The sequence below is a fragment of the Clostridium sp. AF27-2AA genome (assembly GCF_003478505.1).
Classification (GTDB): domain Bacteria; phylum Bacillota; class Clostridia; order Lachnospirales; family Lachnospiraceae; genus Brotaphodocola.
The window spans coordinates 3,191-26,505 of record NZ_QUFI01000013.1; the positions used below are offsets into that span (position 1 = coordinate 3,191).

General features: G+C 49.0%; 23 protein-coding genes. 1 reads left to right on the forward strand and 22 read right to left on the reverse strand.

The features are described from left to right. Nucleotides 1-250: 250 nt before the first annotated feature. Nucleotides 251-1,813: a citrate lyase subunit alpha gene (gene citF / locus DWY84_RS08885; RefSeq protein WP_118532488.1), complete on the reverse strand. Its 1,563-nt coding sequence runs from the start codon at nt 1,811-1,813 to the stop codon at nt 251-253. A gap of 164 nt (nt 1,814-1,977) precedes the next feature. Here citF and DWY84_RS08890 point away from each other — a divergent pair, with 164 nt between their 5' ends. Further along, nucleotides 1,978-2,922, forward strand: coding sequence for a LysR family transcriptional regulator (locus DWY84_RS08890; RefSeq protein ID WP_118532490.1), 945 nt, complete (start codon nt 1,978-1,980; stop codon nt 2,920-2,922). Nucleotides 2,923-3,013: 91 nt separating this feature from the next. Here the strand turns inward: DWY84_RS08890 and DWY84_RS08895 are convergent, their stop codons facing one another. The 21 genes from DWY84_RS08895 to miaA form a co-directional block, all read right to left on the reverse strand. After that, on the reverse strand, nt 3,014-4,669 hold the full coding sequence (locus DWY84_RS08895; RefSeq protein WP_118532492.1) for a C40 family peptidase: 1,656 nt from the start codon (nt 4,667-4,669) through the stop codon (nt 3,014-3,016). A 137-nt stretch (nt 4,670-4,806) separates the two neighbouring features. Beyond that, the gene (locus DWY84_RS08900) at nt 4,807-5,469 is read right to left on the reverse strand and encodes a cytidylate kinase-like family protein (protein ID WP_178716834.1); all 663 of its coding nucleotides are present in this window, start codon (nt 5,467-5,469) and stop codon (nt 4,807-4,809) included. Between the two features lie 121 nt (nt 5,470-5,590). Then, nucleotides 5,591-6,505 (reverse strand): RluA family pseudouridine synthase, encoded by a 915-nt coding sequence (locus DWY84_RS08905; RefSeq protein WP_243024806.1) that lies wholly within the window; start codon nt 6,503-6,505, stop codon nt 5,591-5,593. After that, nucleotides 6,502-7,023 (reverse strand): signal peptidase II, encoded by a 522-nt coding sequence (gene lspA / locus DWY84_RS08910; protein WP_118532498.1) that lies wholly within the window; start codon nt 7,021-7,023, stop codon nt 6,502-6,504. Before lspA ends, DWY84_RS08905 begins: the two co-directional genes overlap by 4 nt. After that, entirely contained in the window at nt 7,004-8,122 is a 1,119-nt protein-coding gene (aroB, locus tag DWY84_RS08915) for a 3-dehydroquinate synthase (RefSeq protein WP_118532500.1), read from the reverse strand. Before aroB ends, lspA begins: the two co-directional genes overlap by 20 nt. Nucleotides 8,123-8,260: 138 nt before the next feature. Beyond that, nucleotides 8,261-8,764, reverse strand: a complete 504-nt coding sequence (gene sepF / locus DWY84_RS08920) for a cell division protein SepF (protein WP_118532502.1) — start codon at nt 8,762-8,764, stop codon at nt 8,261-8,263. 21 nt (nt 8,765-8,785) lie between these two features. Beyond that, nucleotides 8,786-9,472, reverse strand: coding sequence for a YggS family pyridoxal phosphate-dependent enzyme (locus tag DWY84_RS08925; protein WP_347560782.1), 687 nt, complete (start codon nt 9,470-9,472; stop codon nt 8,786-8,788). 54 nt (nt 9,473-9,526) lie between these two features. Next, nucleotides 9,527-10,927: an HlyD family efflux transporter periplasmic adaptor subunit gene (locus tag DWY84_RS08930; RefSeq protein ID WP_118532506.1), complete on the reverse strand. Its 1,401-nt coding sequence runs from the start codon at nt 10,925-10,927 to the stop codon at nt 9,527-9,529. 136 nt (nt 10,928-11,063) lie between these two features. Further along, on the reverse strand, nt 11,064-11,483 hold the full coding sequence (locus tag DWY84_RS08935) for a twitching motility protein PilT (RefSeq protein ID WP_118532508.1): 420 nt from the start codon (nt 11,481-11,483) through the stop codon (nt 11,064-11,066). A gap of 90 nt (nt 11,484-11,573) precedes the next feature. Then, entirely contained in the window at nt 11,574-12,533 is a 960-nt protein-coding gene (locus tag DWY84_RS08940) for a D-alanyl-D-alanine carboxypeptidase family protein (RefSeq protein WP_118532510.1), read from the reverse strand. A gap of 11 nt (nt 12,534-12,544) precedes the next feature. After that, entirely contained in the window at nt 12,545-12,940 is a 396-nt protein-coding gene (gene mgsA, locus DWY84_RS08945; RefSeq protein ID WP_118532512.1) for a methylglyoxal synthase, read from the reverse strand. Between the two features lie 17 nt (nt 12,941-12,957). Next, complete coding sequence (locus tag DWY84_RS08950) at nt 12,958-14,076, reverse strand: FtsW/RodA/SpoVE family cell cycle protein (protein WP_118532514.1); 1,119 nt, start codon at nt 14,074-14,076, stop codon at nt 12,958-12,960. Further along, the gene (locus DWY84_RS08955; RefSeq protein WP_118532516.1) at nt 14,067-14,348 is read right to left on the reverse strand and encodes a cell division topological specificity factor MinE; all 282 of its coding nucleotides are present in this window, start codon (nt 14,346-14,348) and stop codon (nt 14,067-14,069) included. Before DWY84_RS08955 ends, DWY84_RS08950 begins: the two co-directional genes overlap by 10 nt. 12 nt (nt 14,349-14,360) lie before the next feature. After that, nucleotides 14,361-15,152 carry a septum site-determining protein MinD gene (gene minD / locus DWY84_RS08960; protein ID WP_118532518.1) on the reverse strand — a complete coding sequence of 264 codons (792 nt, stop codon included), beginning with the start codon at nt 15,150-15,152 and terminating at the stop codon, nt 14,361-14,363. Between the two features lie 64 nt (nt 15,153-15,216). Continuing rightward, complete coding sequence (locus tag DWY84_RS08965; protein ID WP_118532520.1) at nt 15,217-15,882, reverse strand: septum site-determining protein MinC; 666 nt, start codon at nt 15,880-15,882, stop codon at nt 15,217-15,219. A gap of 27 nt (nt 15,883-15,909) precedes the next feature. Beyond that, nucleotides 15,910-18,792 carry a penicillin-binding transpeptidase domain-containing protein gene (locus DWY84_RS08970; protein WP_243024807.1) on the reverse strand — a complete coding sequence of 961 codons (2,883 nt, stop codon included), beginning with the start codon at nt 18,790-18,792 and terminating at the stop codon, nt 15,910-15,912. Nucleotides 18,793-18,830: 38 nt separating this feature from the next. After that, the gene (gene mreD, locus DWY84_RS08975; protein WP_118532522.1) at nt 18,831-19,346 is read right to left on the reverse strand and encodes a rod shape-determining protein MreD; all 516 of its coding nucleotides are present in this window, start codon (nt 19,344-19,346) and stop codon (nt 18,831-18,833) included. Beyond that, nucleotides 19,343-20,221, reverse strand: coding sequence for a rod shape-determining protein MreC (gene mreC, locus DWY84_RS08980; protein WP_118532524.1), 879 nt, complete (start codon nt 20,219-20,221; stop codon nt 19,343-19,345). Before mreC ends, mreD begins: the two co-directional genes overlap by 4 nt. Nucleotides 20,222-20,224: 3 nt before the next feature. Further along, nucleotides 20,225-20,917 carry a DNA repair protein RadC gene (radC, locus tag DWY84_RS08985; protein ID WP_118532526.1) on the reverse strand — a complete coding sequence of 231 codons (693 nt, stop codon included), beginning with the start codon at nt 20,915-20,917 and terminating at the stop codon, nt 20,225-20,227. Nucleotides 20,918-21,046: 129 nt separating this feature from the next. After that, on the reverse strand, nt 21,047-22,327 hold the full coding sequence (locus DWY84_RS08990; RefSeq protein WP_118532528.1) for a methionine gamma-lyase family protein: 1,281 nt from the start codon (nt 22,325-22,327) through the stop codon (nt 21,047-21,049). Continuing rightward, on the reverse strand, nt 22,314-23,312 hold the full coding sequence (miaA, locus tag DWY84_RS08995) for a tRNA (adenosine(37)-N6)-dimethylallyltransferase MiaA (protein WP_118532530.1): 999 nt from the start codon (nt 23,310-23,312) through the stop codon (nt 22,314-22,316). The genes DWY84_RS08990 and miaA overlap by 14 nt, the downstream gene beginning before the upstream one ends. Between the last annotated feature and the right edge of the window lie 3 nt (nt 23,313-23,315).

The following is a 23,315-nucleotide window of genomic DNA, read 5'->3' on the forward strand; positions in this document are numbered from 1 at the left end:
ATCGCTGGATTCCAGGGTTCCTGCCATGGCAGCTTTCTTAACTTCCATTTTTCTCCTCCTCTTATTAAAAAAACAGGGGATGCAATCAACGCGCAGCCCCTGCTATTTGCATCGTCCTCAGTTTATCACTGGTGGACGTACGATTCAAATACTTAAATTCTTATAATGTACATAGGTTTTTTCTTATGTGTTTCCAGTATTTGATAGTTTTTATCCTATACATGTGTTGTATTTTTCCTGTGGGTAACTTTTACTCATCAAAGGTATATGGTTTGCTCTTACGCACCACATCCATAATGGTACCGTCCCGGCTCTCAATGATGCCAACCACCTGATCCTCAAACTGGATTTCCTCCGGCGTGCCCACAATAGAACAGGCCATATCACGAAGTTCCTCAATCGTCTTAATTGGCAGGCCAGAATCCCTGTAAACCTCGATCAGATCCTGGCGGCGCGGATTGATGGCAATTCCATAGTCGGTCACCACCACATCCACTGTCTCGCCCGGCGTAACTACAGTTACAACCCTGTCGCAGATGGTCGGGATACGGTTTCGTACCAGCGGAGCCACAATAATCGAACAATTCGAACCTGCTGCGGTATCCGGGTGTCCACCTGGCGCTCCTCTCACAATGCCATCAGAACCGGTCACAACATTCACGTTAAAGTCCACATCTACTTCCAGCGCACCGAGAATCACAAAATCCAGTTGATTGACAAACGCACCCTTATTCATGGGGTTCGCGTACTCAGAGGTGGAAATCTCGTAATGATTCGGATTCTTTTTGATGGACTCGATGGCACCAAGATCAAAATCCTGGGCGTCTACAATGTTTCGCACCAGGCCTTCTTCCAGCAAATCACAGATTGGCTTCGTAATGCCGCCGATAGCAAATCCCATGTGAATGCCTTTTTCCATCATGATCGGGCGCAGCATGGTATTGACCGCCAGGGAAGCGCCGCCGCCACCGGTCTGGAAGGAAAAGCCATCCTTAAAATACGGAGATTTTGCAATGATCTGAGTACAGTACCGCGCCATCATCAGTTCCCGGACATCTTTCGTCATGCGGACTACGTTGCTGACAATCTTGCCCGGATTGCCAATCTCATCCACCACGCAGACATAGTCTACATCTACCATGGAAATGCTCGGCGGATAGTTTGGTGCGGGAACCAGGCAGTCTGTGATGACGACTACATTGTCTGCATATTTTGCATCCACCATAGAATACGAAAGAACTCCGCAATCACTCTTGCCGCCGACCGCTCTTGCGTTACCATACTCATCGGAAGTTGGCGCACCGATAAAGGCGATATCGATGTGAACATCTCCCTCCTCAATGGCCCTCACTCTTCCGCCATGAGAACGGATAATGGCCGGATTTTTCAATTTTCCGTGGGAAATTGCCTCTCCAATGCGGCCGCGCACGCCGGAAGACTGAATGCCGGTCACCACACCCTCCTCAATCAGATCTGCCACCGGATCATGGGCCGCTCCAAGGGAGCTGGCACAGATGGTGATATCTTTTATGCCAAGGGCCGCTACCTCCTTCATGACCATATTGACTACATAATCACCGTCACGAAAATGATGATGAAATGACAGCACCATGCCGTCCCGGATACCGCATTTTAATAATGCTTCCCGGATGGAAGGCACCAGCTTGCTCTGTTTTGGGTCCACATATCCCTTCACCCTGGGGGCTGTTTTGCGATATCGTACGCCATCCCGGGCATATGCCCCTTTATATCCTTCCTTTCCGTAACGCTGTAAAATCTCATCTGGTATTTCCCGTCCCACCGCATTTTCCATACGCGTTTCTCCTTTCATTGTGCAGTTCAACCGAAACATGATTTTCTTTTCTATGATTTCTCGTTGAATATTCACTATTTTTATGGTATCATAACCCTAGTTCGTACACAACTAGTTTTTTTGTTATGGGTTTTATAATATTTTCATTATAAAAGAGGTGTTTCATGAATATTAAACATGCACAATATATGCTGACCGTCATGCAGGAAGGAAGCATCACACCAGCTGCAAAGAAACTATATATTTCCCAGCCCTCCTTAAGCCAGATGATCAAGCTGGTAGAAACCAATCTCGGCACCGCCATTTTCAACCGTTCTACTGACCCCATCACCCTGACTTACGCTGGCGAAAAATATATTGAGGCTGCAAAACAAATCCTGACTATCAATAACAATCTGCAAAAAGAGATTGATGAAATTAACCATGAGGACCACGGCTGCTTAAAACTGGGAATTCCGGTTCAGCGTGCCATGCAGGTACTTCCGTATGTGCTGCCCCGTTTTATGAAACAGTATCCTTACGTTGACATTGACTTACAGGAGCACGGTTCCGCCATCACGGAGTCCATGCTGTTAGAGGGATCCATTGATCTGGCCTGTCTGACCACCTACCCTAAGCAGGAGGAACTCAATTACATTCTCATTGAGGATGAAGATCTGGTTCTTTTAACCAGCCGCAACACCGATCTGGCCAGGCGGATTCCATCCGGAACCCCGATTGAAATTAGTGAGGCTAAAAATGAGAAGTTCATCTCCAGCCGCCCTGGCCACAACGTGAATACTGTACAGAAACAGCTTTTTGCCACCTACGATATCCAGCCGGATATTCTGCTGCAGACTTCCAGCATTGAGGTCGGCAAGCGCACTGCTATTTCCTGCGATGCCGTCATGATCTGCCCGATCAACTATGTGGAGATGTCTCCGGAACTGTATCCGTACTGCGCGGTTTACCCAATCACGGGTATTGAAAATCAGAGAAGCTTCTACCTCTGTCACCGGAAAGACCTGTATCTTACAAAATATATGAGGGATTTCATCCACATTCTGACTGAAGTAGAAAAGCCATTCCTACATGGAACCGTATTTTCTGACGCAGCAAGCGAAAAATGACACAATCCCATCATACAAAAAGGATTTCCCACCGATCACTGAAGATCAAGTGGGAAATCCATTTTCGTTTATTCTGTTCTCAGAGAAACCATCAGTCCAGGAAGGACCGGATGGTCTTTGGAGTACGGTAATTCCAGGTAGAGATCTTGATTCCGCTTCTCCGGCTCGCCGCATGGACGATCTGGCCATTGCCAATGTACATGGCCACGTGATTGACCGTGCCCTTGCTGTTGGTATAAAAAATGAGGTCACCCGGGCGCATCTCACTGGATTTGACTGACCGGCCAGTCTTCGCCTGTTCCCTGGAGGTTCTCGGAAGACCGACACCTGCCACATGGCTCAGAACATATTTCACAAAACCGGAACAGTCCGCACCAGTATGCGGATCATTGCCGCCCCAGACATAACGGCCGCCCACGAACTGCAGCGCGTAATTGACCACCTGACTGCGCAGGGAAGCCGCCTGATTCGACTTTTCTTCCAACGGCGAGAATTTGATTGCTTCATTTAAGGCATAACGCACTTCCACGTTGTTGTCGCGAGTGGAAATATAGGCATTATCTGCATTCTCCCCGCTGTCCCCGTCACCGGTATCCAGCTCAATCTCAACCCAGCCATCCAGCTGGGAAACAACAGAGTAGCGTTCTTCTTTGGAAATCTGGGTCCAGATCTTGGCATCCGTGTTCGGCTCCGCCCGGACATTTAAACGATCCGTGGTTACAATTGCCATCAGGGAAGCAGCATTCACCGCAAGGTCTTTCGCTTCCTGTCCCACTGCCACATACTGGGGATCTGCTGTCACATAACCCGTAATGGAACCGGATTTGATCTTGTACCAGCCATCCAGTGTCTCCAGAATCTCTCCGGCCGCCTTACTCGGCAACTTGCCGATGATGTTTGCGGAAGAATCTGTACTTGGCTCCTTGCGAATATTTAAGTAGTTATCTACCTTAGAGATCAGCAGGTTATCATACTGGTTTAAAGCCATAGCCTTTAAGTCCAGCTTCCGGGCTTCATTTAAGGCCAGTCCCACCGTAACATAATCGGCGGAAATATAGCCGTCCGGAATCTTCACCCAGCCCTCCAGTTCTTCCTCTACCACATAACGCTCATTGGCCAGTGCCTGTCCTACCACATTCGTCGGATCCAGAACCGGATCCTGGCGGATATTCAGCTTTTCTGTCTCAACAATGGCCATCTTTGTGACATAATCCAGGGCTTTTTTGCGGGCCTCATCTCCGCTGATCACATACTGATTATGGATATATCCCTCAATACCGCCAGAAGAAATGTGATCCCAGTCTCCTTCTGTTCCCAGAATCTCGCATGCACTGTTCTGCTCCAGCTTTCCGATGATCTTTCCGTCGGAGCCCGGCGTCTCCCGGACATTTAAGTAACCGGAAACCTGCACCAGACCAAGATTCTGATAGGAATCCACCACAGCCTGTTTTTCTGCCTCCTCCACATGAACATCCTGCGCTTCGGCATCGGCGGAGAGAGCCGCAGCTTCCGCATTTTCCTCTGAATCCGGATTTCCTGTCTCCGCATTGGAACCGGTTGCAATCTCTACGCTTCCAGAGTTTCCGGACAGGGCCGGAAATCCACCTTTTTCCCACACAAAAAAAACGCACAAAACCAGAAGGAGCAGAACCGTTCCGATTCCCGCATAATGCAGATACCGTGCTCGTTTTCTGCGCCTTCTGGCTCTCTTTAAAATCTGGGTATAGTCTTTCTTTTCTTCAGACATGGTATTCTCCTCATTGATAGGTTACTGTTCACACGTTGCGCAACCAGCAACCATTTATGCCATTGTTCAGTATATCATACCTTGTCTGATATTTTAAGCAATAGATGTGAAAAAAGTATTAATTTTTTTAACAAATATTACACTTTTTCTTTGTTCTGCGCTTCTTTTGCTTTGGCAAAGGCAATAATCATATCGGCGGTGCCATCCGGTCCCAGTACAGAACTGTTGATGCACATGTCGTAGCTTCTGGAATCGCCCCACTTCTTACTGGAATAATAATTGTAGTAGCTGGAACGTTTCTTATCGGTTTTTACCATGATATCTTTGGCCTTGGCATCATCGACATTGTAAAGATTCTTGATGCTCTTTAATTTATCCTCATCATTTCCGGTAACAAACACGGAAACCGTATTCGGATAATCTGCCAGCGCATAATCCGCGCAGCGGCCTACAATCACACAGGATTCCTCATTGGCCAGTTTCTTGATCGTATCAAACTGTGCCAGGAAAATCTTATGATTGATCGGCATATCCATATAAGCCGATGTGGTATATCCAAGAGAATAGGTGTCCATAACCAGGGAGTATAAAAAACTGCTGGTAGGCTTTTCATCATGGGTCTCAAACAATTCTTCGCATAATCCGCTTTCCTTGGCTGCTCTGGTAAGAAGTTCTTTATCGTAGCACTTCACGCCCAGTTTTTCTGCGATCTTCTGACCGATCATCTTACCGCCGCTTCCGCACTGACGTCCGATTGTAATAACAAGATTTCCTCTCATACTATCTTCTCCTTTCAGCATACACATGATGTAATTCTTTTATTAATTAGATTATAGCACAAAACTTTTCAAATGTATAGGAACACAGTGGTGCATTTTGTTTATTTTCAGATAATTTTTGCAAAATCCATATACTCCGGCCTTAATCCTGTTCCAGCTTTCGCAGCAGCTTTTCAAAATACTCCGGAAGCGGTGCGCGAAACTCCATGTACTCTCCCGTAGCAGGATGAATAATCCCCAGCACCCCCGCATGGAGGGTCTGACCCTGAAGGCCGGAAAACGGTACCTTTGCCGGTCCATAAACCTGATCTCCAAGAAGCGGATGACCGATACTTGCCATATGCACGCGGATCTGATGCGTCCGTCCGGTTTCCAGCTGACATTCCACATAAGTAAAACGCCGAAACCGCTTCAGCACATGATAATGCGTCACTGCTTCCTTTCCGTTTTTCTCATTGATGCTCATTTTTTTGCGGTCCACCGGATGGCGTCCAATGGGCGCATTTACGGTACCATCATCCTCTTTGATGACACCATGAACAATCGCGTAATACTTGCGTGTGATGGAATGCACTTTCAACTGTTCCGCAATGGCATTGTGAGCTTTGTCATTCTTGCATACGATCAGGACCCCGGTGGTATCCATGTCAATGCGGTGCACAATGCCCGGGCGCATGACGCCATTGATGCCGGAAAGTTCATCTTTGCAGTGGTACATCAGGCCATTCACAAGGGTTCCTGTATAGTGACCGGCAGCCGGGTGCACCACCATGCCCTTCGGCTTGTTGATGAGGATGATGTCTTTATCCTCATAGAGAATATCCAGATCCATGGGTTCTGCCGCAATCTCCGGTTCTACTGCCTCCGGTACCTCCAGGCAGATCTGATCTTTGTCTGCCAGTTTGTAATTGCTCTTTACTGTTTTCCCATTTACCTCTACACCGCCGTCCTTTAACAGCTTCTGAAGATAAGAACGGGAAAGATCTGCCAGCTGTTCACTTAAGTATTTATCAATTCGCTGCCCTGCAGCAGACTCCGCAGTCAATTCGTAAATCACCGGCGGTCCCCCTTCTTCCATTCAAAAATCGCGAGATCTTCTTCCTTATAGAAAAAGCAGAGGAGCAGAAGCAGAGCCGCTGTGGCCGTAGTCACATAAATATCAGCCACATTAAAGATTGGAAAATCAATCAGCTTAAAGTAAAGGAAATCCACCACATAGCCCTGAGTGGTACGGTCCACCATATTGCCCAGCGCACCTGCGGTAATCAGAATGGTGCACATGCGCAGGCCCAGATAACGCAGGCTGCTCCAGCCAGGCATGCGCCACATCACATAAATGGCTGCAGCTACCACCACCGTTCCGATTACAAAGAAAAAGCCCTGTTTCCCCTGCAGCATGCCAAAAGCCGCGCCACGATTTTCCGAGTACAGCAGTTCAAACACACCATCCAGAATCACAAAGGGAGTCTTCCCCTTTAAATGCGCAACCGCAAGAAGTTTTGTATACTGGTCAAAAAGCACCAGTGCCAGGCTTAGAGCCGCCCAGGAAAGCAGATTAAATCCTCTCGTCTTCATCAGAGCCTCCCATCAGCCAGTCCAGGCATGTATTCATTTCCTCATCCGTTACCGTACGGTCAATAAACGCTTCTCCCACACGGTGGAGCAGAATAAATTTGATTCTGCCGGAATCCATCTTCTTGTCATTCTTTGTGGCGGCAATGATCTCTTCTCTGGAAAGTCCAAAATCCGCAATGGCAGTTGGAAGGCCGAAATCTGCAAATACTTCCCGGATATGCAGCGCCTCCTCCATGGTAATCTCCCCGCGCTTTGCGGAAAGTCCTGCCGCGGCTACACAGCCAAGGGCCACGCACTGACCGTGAAGCAGCTGAAAATGCATCAGCTTCTCAATGGCATGACCCAGCGTATGTCCAAAGTTTAAGATACCGCGGATTCCCTGTTCGGTTGGATCCTGTTCTACCACATCCCGCTTGACGCGGCAGCTGATCAGAATCATCTGTTCACAGGCAGAAAGGTCCCGCGCAAGAATCTCCTTCCGATGAGCCTGCAGCCATTCATAATAGTCCGCGTCCATGATCAGGCCATGCTTGATCACTTCGCCCATACCACAGGCAAACTGTTCCTCTGTCAGAGTCAGCAAACTGGTGGCAGCCGTGTAAACCAGCTGCGGCATATGGAAAGCGCCAACCATGTTCTTATAGGCATCAAAATCTACGCCGGTCTTACCGCCAATGCTGGAATCCACCTGGGAAAGCAGAGTGGTAGGTACCTGAATAAAACGAATGCCGCGCAGGTAGGTTGCCGCGGTAAATCCACAGAGATCTCCGACCACACCGCCACCCAGAGCAACCAGCATATCATTCCGGTCATAATGGTTCTGAATCAGGAATTCGTACAAATTCCGGACGGTGTCCAGGTTTTTATTTTCTTCTCCCGCCGGGAACACAAAAAGATTCACCTCTTTGCAGAGCGGCTCCAGCTGACGGATCACTATATCACTGTAAAGCTCTGCAACTGTGCTGTCCGTCACCACACAAAGTCTCCGCTCCCGCACGGAAAGAGAAGCCACTTCCTGTCCCAGTCTGTCATAATTTTCTTCCATTACAATATCATAAATGGGTTTTCCATCCCGATGTACTGTCATGCGATCACTCATGATGTCTCTACTCCTTTTTTGTATTTTTAAAATCTGGATAAAAGAAATACAGACAACTTTCCTTCCAGTCCGTCGGAAAATTGTCTGTACCCCTGTTCCTTCTTCGCAAAAGGTATATAACCTATTCTGATCTGTACTTTATAAGCGGATGTTCAGTCCGGATACATCCAGCGCGCCATTCCCGAGCATTTCCTGGAAATCACCGGAGAGCTCCACAGTTTCCGGTGTGGCAATAAAGATGTAGCTGGAAATCTTCTGGAGGTTTCCGTTCATGGAGTAGGTAGCACCAGAAGTAAAGTCGATGATACGCTGCGCAATCTCCGTGTGAATCCCCTCCATATTCAGAACTACTGCCTTACCGGCCAGCAGATAATCGCAAATTTCTCTTGCGTCCTCGATCGAAGTAGGCTTTACCATGGAAACCTCCATGCTACGCTTCAGCGGGACAACTTTAGAAGAACGAGAGAAGAATCTTGGCTTTTCCTCGCCCCCGTCATCGTAGTTCTCAGACTCCTCACGTGCCGGGAAACGTCCTCTTTTGGCTGGCTTTTCTGCCTCATAATCTTCATCCGGACCAAAGTAGTCTTCGTCCTCATCCGGACTAAAACGCATGGTATCCATCAGTTTGCTCAAAATGCTCATAACCTATATTCTCTCCAATCCTTATCTGGCACCAAATATTCCGGTGCCGACTCTAATCATAGTCGCGCCCTCTTCCACGGCCACCTGATAATCTCCGGTCATACCCATGGACAGGACACTCATGTTAACATTATCGATGTTTTTCTTTTTGATGTCAACAGATAATTGATATAATTTTTGAAAAACCGGACGATTTTTTTCCGGATCATCTACGAAAGGAGCAATGGTCATGAGTCCTTCAATCTGAAGATGCGGAAGCAGCGAAATTTGCTCTACCATTTCCGGTACCTCTTCCGGCATCATGCCAAACTTGCTCTCTTCTTTTGCCACATTGACTTCCAGAAGGATCTTTGCCGTGATTCCAAGCTTTTCCGCTTCCTGATCGATCTGCTCTGCCAGGCGCAGGGAATCCACGGAATGAATCAGCACCGCATGGGGCAGAACCTGTTTTACTTTATTTCGCTGCAGATGTCCGATCATATGGAACCTTGCATCCTCCGGCATCCGCGGGCACTTTTCCAGGATCTCCTGAACTTTATTTTCACCAAAATCACGTGCCCCTGCCTCATAGGCCTCCTCCAGCATGAACAGCGGTTTGGTCTTGCTGACTGCGATAAGCGTAACCTCCTTTGGAGAACGGCCGGACTTCTCACAGGCTTTCCGGATATTCTCTCTCACTTCATTTAAATGATCTTTTATGGTATTCATCATCCTGCCTCCCTAATGTCTGATAGTGCCGGCACCCTGTCTGACCGGACCGGTTTACTGGTAGATCAGCTGACCCTCATATACGGTGTCTGCATCCAACACAATGTGATCGTATACGGAAAGTCCGTAGTTGGTGCCCTTTTTGATGGAATAATATTCATCATTGGACTTGATAATCTCGATCTGCTTAAATACGGCATACCCTTTGTTAATATTGTAAACGCCCTGCAGGGATGCGCTCTGTCCAATCTGATAGCGGTCCTGGGAATCCGGTTTCACCACATAATCTCCGGATTGCAGCGGAGCGTCATCATTCTTTTCTATATAATAGTACTCATCATTCGCATAATAAATGGTGACCGGTACAAACTCTGCCGCAGTGCCGCTCTCCGAATATACTTCCTTCATGAAGCCGGTATTACTGCTGTCGCCGCCCTGTACCATATATTCCAGCGGAATCAGATAAAATTCTTTTTCCGTCACTGCGGTAACCGGAATTTTCAGTCCATCTGCCTTTTCTGTGTCTATCTCAAAGGTTACATAGCGGTCTGAAGCAAACTGTACCATATACTGGCTAAAATCCAGTTTTCCGTAAGAGCCTCCGTCTCCACCGCTAATGATGGAGAAATCTCCTGTGGCATCCAGATCATTGACGGAGAATGTCACATGAAGCTGTGTCTGATCTTTGTATTCCTCAGCCTCATTCTCCGTGAGCGGAAATACGATACTCCAGTTGTCGGAGGTGATCAGCTTATAAACCGGTGCCGACTGTTCTATGAGCTGCCCGGCCTTGGTAATTGCCTTGGAATAACCGGAACGGTCAAAGGTACTCTCCGTAATCTCATCAGCGGTCAGATTTTCAAACCCGTCCACCGCATAGGACACTACTCCGGACACCGGGGCTGTCACCTGCACAAAAGAAGCGCCTGCCTGCTGCATGATACTGTCCAGATTACCCAGCGCATTAAAATTCGCATACTCCAGAACCGTCGCCTCCAGGGAATACTGCAGATCATAGGTATTTTCAAATTTCTGATCGCTGTAACTCATGGAAAAGGAAGAAAGCTGACGCTTGACATCACTTAAGTTTGCGTCTGTCAGTCCCACATTCGCATCCGGATTTTCCTGCATCAGCTCCGCCATGTTTCCGGTCTCATCTATGGAATAGATCCGGGTTCCAATGGCCGCGCGTTTTCCTTCCCGGATATAATAGTTGATATATCCGGCCCGGTCCGTGCTCTCCACCCGCTCATCCCGCAGGATAATGCCAGTGTACTGGCGGTCGTTTACAATGTTACCCTCCACAATCTCATAAAACTGAACCTTTTCTTTTTTCATGTAAGTATAAACGCTGAAAACCAAATATACGAAGATGATCGCGAAGATGATCATTCCTACGTTTATATTGAGCGGATGGCGATATCTTATAATCTTTGATTTTTTCTTTTTTGCCAATGCCCTGTTCCTCCCGGCAGTATCTGGTATCTGTTGCGCACGGAATTATGTGCCCGGCGAAAGCCCACACAGTTACCGTCACACAAACAGCCGGGGAGAACCTGCCGCCCCGGCTGTAAAGAATACGAATTATGTATTACAGAGAAACCACTACATCTTTCTGTGCGTTCTCCGGCATTTCTGCTGCATCCATGGAAATGCTTAATACGAAGTTTACATTGTACTTCTCGCTGATACCCTCTAAGGTAGTAATGGTCTCGCTGATGTCTTCTCCCTCTAAACCTGCAAGCTTCAAAAAGCTGTCTAAAAACATAGTCTCGATATCGTGATCCTGGGAAATGATACCGCAGATGAAACCGATGAATCCCTGGCTGGTTGCAACCGGGTACTCGTTTACGTTGATCAGGCGAATCCGGTTGTTGAGTTCATACATATGTTTGGAACTCTTATCAAGATAAACGATAGATCCGGTAGCTGCCTTGATACCGTTGTTTGCCATATCCAACAGATGTTTTGTTTTTCCTTTGCCTTTTCTGCCTGCAATGATCTGAACCATAGTCGTGTCCTCCTTGGGTTTATTGAATCTGTATAAAAATTCTTTTATTATTAAAGTAATTATAGTACAAATACATGGAATGTGCAATCACTAATTGACAATTTTACCAATAATCTTTGTCATATTATCGTAGAGGACATCTCTGCTCTCAGCTTTCAGGACTACTGAGATATAATCATTGCCGCTTTCATCCTGACTTCCCAGAATCAGGCAGGAACCCGCCGCTCTTGTGGTGCCAGTCTTTCCTCCCAGAATGGTGATGCCATCCGGTGCCTTTGACTTGCCATTTAAATACTGGTTGCTGTTTTTCCATTCCTGTATTTTTGTCTGTCCGGTGCCATCTGTATACTCAGCCCGATAGGATACAGTACCAATAATTTTCTGAAATTCCGGGTACTTCATGGCCTCATTAAAAATCAGATACAGATCGTATGCTGTGGTATAATGATCTTCATTGCTTAGCCCATGGGGATTGACAAAATGCGTATCGGTTGCGCCAAGCGCATGGGCCGTCTCGTTCATCTTTTCCGCAAAGGCATCGGTGCTTCCAGCCATATGAACCGCAATTGCCGCTCCGGCATCGTTTCCGGAAGGAAGCATAAGGCCATACAGAAGCTGTTCCATGGTCAGGGTATCTCCCGGGTTGATATGTGCCAGGGATGCACCCGTCTCCGTGATGACCGTTTCTGGTCCTACCGTTACCATATCACTTAAGTTACCATCCCGGATTACGATGAGGGCCGTCATGATCTTGGTAATGCTGGCCGGATAAAGGCGCTCAAAAGGATTTTTCTGGAAAATCACCTCTTTTGTGTCCACCCCAAAAACGGCCGCCGCTTCTGCCGTCACAAACGCGTCCGCCTCTCCTTCTGTTCCGGTCACCACGCACAGCTCCTTCGCAAAGGAATCTGCCTGGGCATTTTCCTGCAGATCTTCTGCCATGGCTTCCAAGCGAGTGCTTTCATAGGTAATCTGCGACTGTCTGCCGCAGCCGGAAAGCGCCAGGCCGGTTAGCAGACAGACTGTCGTGATTGTTCTTATCTTTCTCAAGGCGCGCACCTCTAACGATACGCTTCGCGCCATTCCAGATCGCCGCGGTCCAGAGCCTTGATCAGAAGCTCCGCGGTAGCCAGGTTTGTCGCAAACGGAATATTGTAAATATCACACAGACGGACAACGTCGTTTACGTCCGGCTCGTGCTTTTTCGGATGAAGCGGATCACGCAGATAAATGACCATATCCATGTCATTGTGTTCAATCTGGGATGCCAGCTGCTGCTGTCCGCCCAGATGGCCGGCCAGATATTTGTGTACGTTTAAGTTAGTCACCTCTTCAATGAGGCGTCCGGTAGTGCCGGTTGCATACAGCTCATGTTTATTTAAAATTCCTCTGTATGCAATGCAGAAATTCTGCATCAGCTTCTTTTTGGAATCATGTGCGATTAAACCGATGTTCATAACAGAACCCTCCTTTATTAGTTGCTTACTTTTCTCTGAAGTCCTACATTCATCACCACACCGACTCCCAGGTAAACGCTCAGGAGTGAACTTACTCCATAGCTGATAAATGGAAGCGGAAGTCCTGTATTTGGCAGGATGCCTGTAGCTACAGCTATATTAGCAAAACTCTGAAATGCCAGAAGGGACGCAAGCCCCACGCAGAGCAGGCTTCCCATCAGATCTTTTGCCCTGGCCGCTATGATGAGACACTCATAGACTGTCAGCGCAATCAGAAAGATCACGGCTATGCATCCGATAAACCCTAACTCTTCTCCGATGACAGCAAAGATAAAGTCTGTCTGTTCCTCGGACAGGAAGTTTCCGTTTTTTACAGATGCCAGAGTATTGTTATTGAGTCCTTTTCCCTGCAGCATGCCGGAGCCGATTGCCATGATGGAGTTATTCTGCTGAAGATTGGCTTCCGCATAGTTTGCGGGATCAATGAATGCCATGATACGGCGCACCTGATAGTCTTTCAGGAACGGTACCATGTTGTACTGGAGCAGATAGATAAACAGTGCTCCACAGGGAACCACCACTGCCAGAGCTCCCAGGATCCATCGGTAACTCAAACCTGCCGCAAACAGCATGCAGAGAAAGATTACCATGGTCACCAGACTGGTGGACAGGTTTGGCTGTAAAAAGATCAGGCCGAACGCAGCCAGAAATAAAAGTCCCGCGAAAAACAGGATCTTAAACTGGTTTACTCGCTCCTGGTATCTGGAAAAATACCAGGCAAAGAAGACAATCAGGCCGATCTTTACAAACTCGGATGGCTGGATCTGTCCGATGACCGGAAGTACCAGCCAGCGCCTTGCCACGCCTCTGCTTACGCCGAATACCAGCACAGCCAGAAGAAAAGCCAGGCTGGCACCATAAATAACCGGCGCAAAAGAAACCACTCTGTGGTAATCTACAAGGGATAAGATAACGACTGCCGTAAGGCCAACCAGAATGCCCACGATCTGTTTCATGACCATGGACGCATCCTGATTGGAGGCGCTCCGGATAATAAGAACGCCCGTAATATTCAGCAGCAGCACATAAAGGAATAAACGGTAATTGTAATTTCTGAAGTTATAGTCTAAGAACATTCTTCATTCCTCGTTAACGTAATTTGCCGGACCGGAAAGGCCGCTGTGATCAGAAAGGCCTGCTGACCGCCCTCATCTGGACGGATCAGCCGAAGTTCCATGGCTCCGGCATCGATCTGGGCATACCTTGACAGGACACGCACCAGATCATCGCGGATCATTCCGATGATTCCGGGATTTACTCCCGACTGGTCCGAAACCAGAAGAAGTTTCAGTCTGGTCCGGGCAATCTCACCGGAATTATTCTTTGCGGATCTTCCAGGCATTCTCATCCGCTCCACCTCCTATGCCCTCTTCAAAAAGCCGGAAATGCGGACCAGAATTCCTTTATGGGGATCCAAATCCATAAGCGGAACAGATTCCCCGGAAATTCTCCTGCAGATGTTGAAATAAGCCTCCCCCGCCAGAGAGTTTGTATCTGCCAGCGGTTCCCCCTGGTTGGCGGATATGACGATGTCTTCGTCATCGGGAACTGCGCCAATGACCGGGACTGCCAGAATATCTGCCACGTCATCTACCGACATCATATCTCCCCGCCGCACCATATCCATACGGATCCGGTTCACGATCAGACGGATGTCTTCCATGCGTGCCGCCTCCAGAAGACCGATGATACGGTCGGCATCCCGGATAGCGGATACCTCCGGAGTAGTAACTACAATGGCCCGGTCCGCACCGGCAATGGCATTCTGGAAGCCCTGCTCAATTCCTGCAGGACAGTCAAGTAGTATATAATCGAACTCTTCCCGCAGATCATCTACCAGCTTTTTCATCTGACCGGGGTTCACAGAGGACTTGTCCCGGGTCTGGGCAGATGGCAGCAAATAAAGGTTCGGGTATCTTTTGTCTCTTATCAGGGCCTGCTTCATGCGGCAGTTGCCTTCCACCACATCTACGAGATTGTAGATGATGCGGTTTTCCAGTCCCATCACAACATCAAGATTGCGCAGGCCGATGTCTGTGTCGATCAGCACAACGCTGTAGCCTAAAAGTGCCAGGCCTGTCCCGATGTTTGCGGTGGTGGTGGTTTTGCCGACCCCGCCTTTTCCAGAAGTAATTACCATGACTTCACTCATAGAAACGCCTCCTGAAAAATTCTACCGAATCTATTTTACCCTATATTCTTAAATATTTCCAGTATTAATTGAAATTTAACATATTTAAGAAAGATTTTTTTATTACTTTCGTACAAATACTACAATTTTCTACAGAAGCAATCATGGGTCCCTTGCCCAGTTTCTTTCCTTTGTCACCATAATGACAGGAAATATCGGCAATCCGGATTTGAAGAGGCACCATTTCCATGGCGGCCACCACAGCTTCCCTGTTCCCGGAGACGCCCGCGTGAACAGAGCCGCGCAGTTCCCCCAGCACAATGATATTTCCTTTGGCCGCCACACGGGCACCGTGACGCACGTCTCCAATGATGACGATGCTGGCCTCTGATTCTATGGATTCTCCCCGGTGCAGATCTCCCCGGTAAAACTGGCCAGTCCGCTCAGAAAACTCCATCAGCTTCTGGTTCAGCGCTTTCTCACACCGTTCCACCCGCTCTAAATCCTGATCTAACAGGCAGAGCACTTCGATACCGGAGTTTTCCGTGATGGTGTTGACAATCTGCATTTCCTGGGCGGCCGTAAGCGTACGCCCCTGTAAAAGCAGCGCCATCTGGGCATTCCCCCAGAACCGGGCTGACTCCTTAAATTTTGTGGCAAGTTCCGCGATCAGCTCTTCAAAGGCGCACTCCGGATCCAGAATCACCGTCATGCCGGCTTTGCTGCTTTTGATCACAATCCTGTTTTTCATGGTTTCACCCGCTCCCCTTAGTTTTTATCAGTCTCCGACCCTGACATTGGAAACCTCCAGGGCTCCATTACCCAGGATGGAATCCAGATCGGTATATCCGTAGTAAAAGCGGTAGACATTTTTTGCCACCATTGCCGCGTTAGAGGAGGAATATCCATAAGGGATATTGACAGTAACGCAGATTTCCGGATTTGTATACGGGCCATAGGAAATAAAGAACGCATGGTTGCCACGGGTTCTGGACTCCTGTGCCGTACCGGTCTTACCGGCAATTTCCACCTCCAGATCTTTAAAGATCTTGTTAACGGAACCATCGGTCACCACGGCACGCATACCCTGATGCACCGCATCCCAGGTAGAATCCGCAATGTCCACATGTCCCGTTACTTCCGGTGTGAAATCTTTGATGAGATTTCCTTCCGAGTCCGTCATCTTGTCCAACAGGCTCAAGTCATAGACGGTTCCACTGTTGGCAATGGCCGCCACGTAACGGGAAAGCTGTACATTGGAATAAGAGTTGGTACCCTGTCCCATAGCAGAACGCTCTGGGTCTTCTGTGGTCAGCTCCGGTGTCGTCTCCGGAATTTCAATGCCGGAGGGACGGTTTAAACCGAACATGGAAGCATAACGGCGGATGGTGTCCACACCCATATCCGTGGAGTAAACCAGAGTGTCACGGTTTGTTGCCAGGCGGTGCGCTACCTCCGCAAAAAAGTAGTTGCAGGAGTTCTGGATGCCGCCAACAACGGTCAGCGGTCCATGATGTCCCGGATAGATCCAGCACTTGATCGGCGGATCTACTTCTTTGTATTCACCGGTACAGTCAATGGTTTCGTAAAGGCCGATGACCTTCTCTTCCAGTCCCGCAATGGCGGTGATCGGCTTAAATGTGGAACCCGGCGCTTTCTTGGCCTGGGTCGCGTTGTTGTAAAGCGGCAGGGACAAGTCTTCCTGAAGCTGTTTCATATATGCCGGATCAGCACTTCCGGACAGACGGTTGTTGTCATAGCTTGGGTAGGTAACCAGCGCCCGCACCTCTCCGGTATTGACATCTGTAATGACCACGCCGCCCGTACACGGATCCAGTGCCAGCTGCGCCGGTGTCAGTTCGATGTTCTGAATTTTGCGCCGTATAAACTGGAATGCGTATTCCTCACCATTGGCTGTTAAAAGCTGTACCTCGTTTGCGTCATATGGGAGCGCTCCCTGTGCATACAGGGCCAGGCAAAGCTGGCGTCCGGTGATGACCTGGTCGTTGATCAGATAGCGGTAAATGCGTTTGGTAAACTTCGCGTCATCTTTTAACTGATCCAGGGTATAGTCCACCAGCACCTGGTAAATATCATCCGCACTGGAATATTTGCTGGTGACATTCAGCTTCGTGGTATCGATCCAGTTTTCCGAAATACCGGCATAAATGTAATCCCGAAGACTGATCTCATCATTTTTCCAGGCCAGATAGCTTTCACTGTTCTGGTCAATGCGGTCTTTCTGGACAATTCCCACCGTACTGTCAGAAAGCCAGTTGTAGATGTAGGCCATGTAAGCCATCATATCCTGCGGCAGGTCTTTCATCATGGTTGGATGGTCGCTCATAAGCTCATAACGCAGCCGGTCTAAAATCTGCTCTCTGGACGAAGTATAAACAGACTGGATCTGGCGTTCAATATCTGTGGCATCCTCCGAAGCCATGTGGCTCAGGGAAAGCACATTATTGTTGATGAGCTGGTAATACGCATCCTTGACCGGAATACTGATCTTAGATGAGTCCGTGATGGCAGAGGTATCTACATCCTGGTTGACCAGGGCTTTGGCTACAATACCGGCCAGCTGCTGTTCAATCAGATGATAGATTCCCATCTGAAGATCGCGGTCAATGGTCAGGTAAATGTCGTTTCCGGTGGATGCCTGGGTCTCAGAAATCACCTTCATGACATTTCCCACGTTGTTGACCACCAGATTCTTGTAACCCTTGTGTCCCTGGAGTTCCAGTTCCATGGATGCCTCAATGCCGGTACGGCCGACAATATCGCTGAGTTCATACTCCGGATTTGTCTTTTTGAGCTCCTCCAGCTGGTCCTCCTGTACCTTACCGGTGTAGCCGATGATCGGCGCAAAATACTCTGCGTCATTATAGCGGCGGATAGTCGTCTCTGCCACCTCCACACCCTTCAGCTCCGCAGTATGTTCCATCAGATCTGCTACGGTCTCATCATCCACCCGGTCACAGATGGTAATCGCCTCATATTTTTTATATGCGACAAGTGACATCGTATACCGGATATTGACAAGCTGCACCAGTTCCGCGTCAGAAAGAATCAGGGGATTGCCCTTATCATCTTTCATCTTGTCAATCCCGTATGCTGTTTTTTTCTTTTCGATCAGTTCTCTTGCTGTCACTGCTGTCGGGTATTTTCCCTTGTCATCATCCAGCTCATCTACGGATTTGCGTCCATAAAAATCCCGCAGGAACCGTTTTCTTGCAGCCTCCGATGATGAGGTATAGACGATTTCCCCATCGTCATTGATCGCAATTTCCAGCTTACCCTGCGCCTGATAACCATGTTTGTTCAAAATCCGGATCAGTTTCAGGATCATGGAATTCATGCCGGCACTTTTTGGATAATCGCCCGTATCCTGTACCGTCACTGCGTAAGCCAGCTCATTGTAGGCCAGAAGATTCCCGTTGCGGTCATAGATATTGCCGCGGGTGCCCGGCGTTGTCACTGTTTTTTCGATCATCTGGACATAATCTTCCAGATAGGATTCTCCGTTTACAATCTGCAGATCGAACAGCTTGACCGCCAGAATCAAAAACATGCCGGTAAATACCAGCGCCAGCGCAAAGATACGGGAGCTTAAGACCCGTTTTAAAAAATCATATAATTTATGGAAGAAATCTTTCAGCACGCTTATGTCACTCCTATTTGTGTCTCATGTTTCGGTATTTAATATTCCCGTTCCCGCCGATTGTCCAGCTCATCCAGTCTCCGGTTTGCAGACAGGAAAAAGCGATAAATAAGTAGCGTTGTTACAACTGTGAAGATCAGCTCCGGAATGATGATTTCCTTTGCGTAATAAAGAAAATCCAGCCGGTTGCGGATCAGAAAACGGAACACGTAAATATACAGGTTGTAGATCAGTTCATTGACCAGACTCATGACCAGCGGCAGATTGATATAGTCCTCATAGTAATACTGGGTGCAGATGCCGTTGAAATAGCCGATGTTGATGAACAGCAGTGTATAAAAACCGAAGGGGCCGCTGTAAAACAGATCCAGTAAAATTCCGGCAAACAGACCGTATAACAGTCCCGCTTCCTTTCCGTAAATAAATCCAAAGGAAAAGGTCAGGATCAGAAGCAAGTTCGGAGTTGCCGTGAGAAACGGAATCAGCGGAAACACACAGTTCTGGACCGTAAAAGCCAGGATCATCAGTACCACATTCAATAAGAACCGTTTCATGCGCCTGTCTGTGCCCCCTCTGTATTTTCTGTACTCTCCTGCGGTGCCTCTTCCTCTTTCAGGGTCGTGATGACCAGCACCTCCTGCAGGCTGTCAAAGTGTGCTGCCGGAATCAGGTAACCGGACTTGGTCAGACGGCTCTGGTCTGTGGTGATATCGGCCGCGTAGCCGATCAGGATTCCTGGAAGAAATTTAGAACTGATGTTGGAGGTCACAATGCGGTCTCCGTCTTTCAGATCGCCGTTCTCCGCAATGTTGCTCAAACGCAGCCTCCCCTCTCCGAACAAAGTCAGGTCACCGGATACAATGCAGGTATCTCCGGACTGCTGGGCCATGCCGCTGACACGGCTCACATCATCAATGATGGAGCGGACTGTGGCATAATGAGCTCCCACATCCGTAACAATGCCCACCAGGCCGCCTCCGGCCATGACGTTGGCATCTACCTGAACACCGTCCGCAGAACCTTTGTTGATCCGGAATACCTGAAACCAGTCACCAGAGTCCTTCGCAATGACCCTGGCTCCAATCTTCTGATACTGCATATAGTCCTGATCCAGATCATAAAGCTCCCGCAGACGCTGCAGTTCAAACTGTTCCGACTGCAGGCGGCTGTTCTCCTCCACCAGCGCGTCGATGCGTTCCTGCAGAGCCTGCTTTTCCGCCATGGCGCTGCGCAACGTGCTGTAGTTGCTGATTCCGTTGTAAAGTGAGGTACCCACCCGGTTCACTCCCGACTGGATCGGGCTTAAGACATAGCCCACGCCGCTTCTCAGCGGATTTAAGAATCCATCCTTAAACGATGTAATGCCGATCAGCAGAATGCAGAAAACCGACAGTCCGATCAGAATGTATTTGCTGCGTTTTGATTCCATCTGTTATAATCCCCGTTCTTTCATGCTGACATAAGTGCCATCACCTATGATGATATGATCTAACACCGGAATGCCGATCACCCGTCCGGCCTCCTCCACCCGCCGGGTAAGAAGGACATCTTCCCTGCTGGGTTCCGGATCGCCGCTGGGGTGATTGTGCACCAGGATCAGGCTTACCGCCTGAAATTTCAATGCCTGGATAAAGATTTCCCTCGGTGTGGCAAGAGACGCATTCACCGTCCCCTTAGACAGCGCTACGTCTCCAATCATGTTTTGTTTCGTATTAAAAAGCATCATGTGAAACTCTTCCTGTTCCTTATGACGCAGGTCTTCCTGATAGTATTCCGCCACCTGGGCCGGATCGTTGAAACGAACCGGACTCTTTATGGCTTTGCGTTTCCAGATGCGTCTGGACAGTTCTCCAATACACTGGAGCTGGATGGCTTTCACCTGCCCAATGCCCTTGACGCTCATCAGCTCCGGCAGGGACAAATGCAAAAGTCCCAGAATTCCTTCTCCGGGACCTCCAAGCTCCAGAATCCGGGCAGCCAGCTCCAGTACGCTCTCCTGCGTGCTTCCGGTCCGGAGGATCACAGCCAGAAGCTGTGCGTCACTCAAATGCTCCGGCCCGGATTTTACGCAGCGTTCATATGGCCGCTCATCATGGGGCAGCTCTTTCATTGTCGTGTGTTTCATCGTTCACCCTCCATTCTCTCTCCAAGTACGAAGCGGAAGGGAACAATTTTTAGTTTACCACAAATCAAATATCGTGTATACAAAAAATGGAAAACTTTAGAAATGGTTAATATTTTCTACCACAAAAAATTACAGCGTCACAATGCCTGCTTCTACCATCTTCTGCAGGGACATTAAGATGCCCAGCTTTGCGTGATACCAGGTCAGGCCGCCCTGGAAATAAACCGCATACGGCGGCTTGATCGGGCCATCGGCACTCAGCTCAATGGAGGAGCCCTGTACAAAGGCACCTGCTGCCATGATGACCGGTGCGTCGTAACCCGGCATATCCCACGGTTCCGGGGATACAAAGCTGTCCACCGGCGCTGCTGCCTGGATGCCCCTGCAGAATGCTACCATGCCTTCCGGAGTTCCCAACGTCACGGCCTGGATGATGTCGTGACGGGACTCGGTGCTGTTCGGAACAACGGCAAAACCCAGTTTTTCATACACATTGGCTGCAAAGATCGCGCCCTTTAACGCCCCTGCCACAGTGGTCGGGGACATGAACAGGCCCTGATAGAAGGACTGGTTCAGGCCCAGGCTTGCGCCTACCTCTTTTCCAAGTCCCGGTGCGCTTAAGCGGTAGGATGCCTGCTCTACGCAGGATTTTTTACCAACGATATAGCCGCCGATCGGTGCCAGGCCGCCGCCCGGGTTTTTAATTAAGGAACCAACGATCATGTCAGCACCAACGTCCGTCGGCTCAATGCGTTCTACAAACTCACCGTAGCAGTTATCTACCATGCAGAGCACATCCGGCTTTACGCTCTTGCAGAACGCGATCAGCTCACCGATCTGGGTTACGGAAAAGGTCGGGCGGGTCTGATAACCCTTGGAGCGCTGAATGGTGATAAGCCTGGTCTTCTCATTGATGGCCTTGCGGATGTTCTCATAATCGAAAGTGCCATCCTCCAGAAGGTCAACCTGGCGGTAGATCACGCCGTACTCTTTTAAAGAGCCGGCAGATTCACGGATACCAATAACCTCTTCCAGGGTATCGTAGGGTTTTCCCACCGGGGAAAGGAGCTCATCGCCCGGACGCAGATTGCCAGACAGTGCCACATGCAGAGCATGGGTGCCGGAAATCAGCTGTGGGCGCACCAGGGCATCCTCACCGTGGAAAGCCTTTGCATACACCTCTTCCAGGGTATCACGGCCCAGGTCGTTGTAACCGTAACCGGTGGTTGCCGCAAAGTGGATATCGCTGACGCGGGCCTCCTGCATTGCCTTCAACACCTTCATCTGGTTGAACTCAGCGTTTTCGTCGATGGCTTTAAACCGTTCCTTTAAGTGTTCTTCAATCTCTGTTCCAAATTTCAGGACCTCCGGGCTGATGCCCAGTTCCTGATACATCTCATTCAGTTCCATGTTCGTTTCTTCCTCCAAAGTAATCCTTACAAATATATTCTAAAATTTTCTTCTGGTCATCTTCCTTGGTGTCCAGGCCACCGTTTTGATGTCTCCACAGGGCATGTTTATCATCTACAGCAATAAAACGCACATCCCGTTCCCGCTTAAACCAGGTGAGCTGACGCTTCGCGAAATGTCTCGTATCCCGCTTGATGATATAAACCGCCTCCTCCAGGCTGATCTTTCCATCCAGGTAATCCAGGATTTCCTTGTAGCCAAGCCCCTGCATGGCCACCATGTCACGGGTGCAGCCCATTTCTTTCAAACGCTTCACCTCGTCCACCAGGCCCTGCTCCATCATGATGTCCACCCGTTGGTCAATCCGCTCATAAAGAGCAGCGCGATTGCGGGTCAGCACATAGTAATACAGGTCGTAAGGGGACTGTTTCTCCCGTTCCCGCTTATTGTGCTCGGAAATCTTTTCTCCAGTCAGCCGGTAATATTCAATCGCGCGAATCACTCTTTTTACATTATTCGCGTGAATCGCTTCGGCAGATTCCAGATCAATCTGAGCCAGTATCTGGTGTAAATACTCCTCGCCCTTTTCTGCGGCAAGCTGCTCCAGTTCTTCCCGGATGCCGCTGTGATCTTCGTTTTCAGTAAAATCTATATCGTAAGCCAGTGCCTGAATATAAAATCCGGTGCCTCCGGTCACGATCGGTACATGGCCGCGGCTGTAGATTCCCGCCATGGCTTCCTTCGCCATAGCCTGGAAGCGGGTCACATTAAACTCCTCCCATGGCTCCAGCACATCAATGAGATGATGAGGCACTCCCTCCATCTCTTCCGGCATGATCTTGGCCGACCCAATGTCCATATGGCGGTACACCTGCATAGAATCGGCACTGATGATTTCTCCATTCAGCGCCTTGGCAAGTTCAATGGACAAAGCTGTTTTTCCCACCGCGGTCGGCCCGGTGAGAATGATCAGCGGCTGTTTCATAGC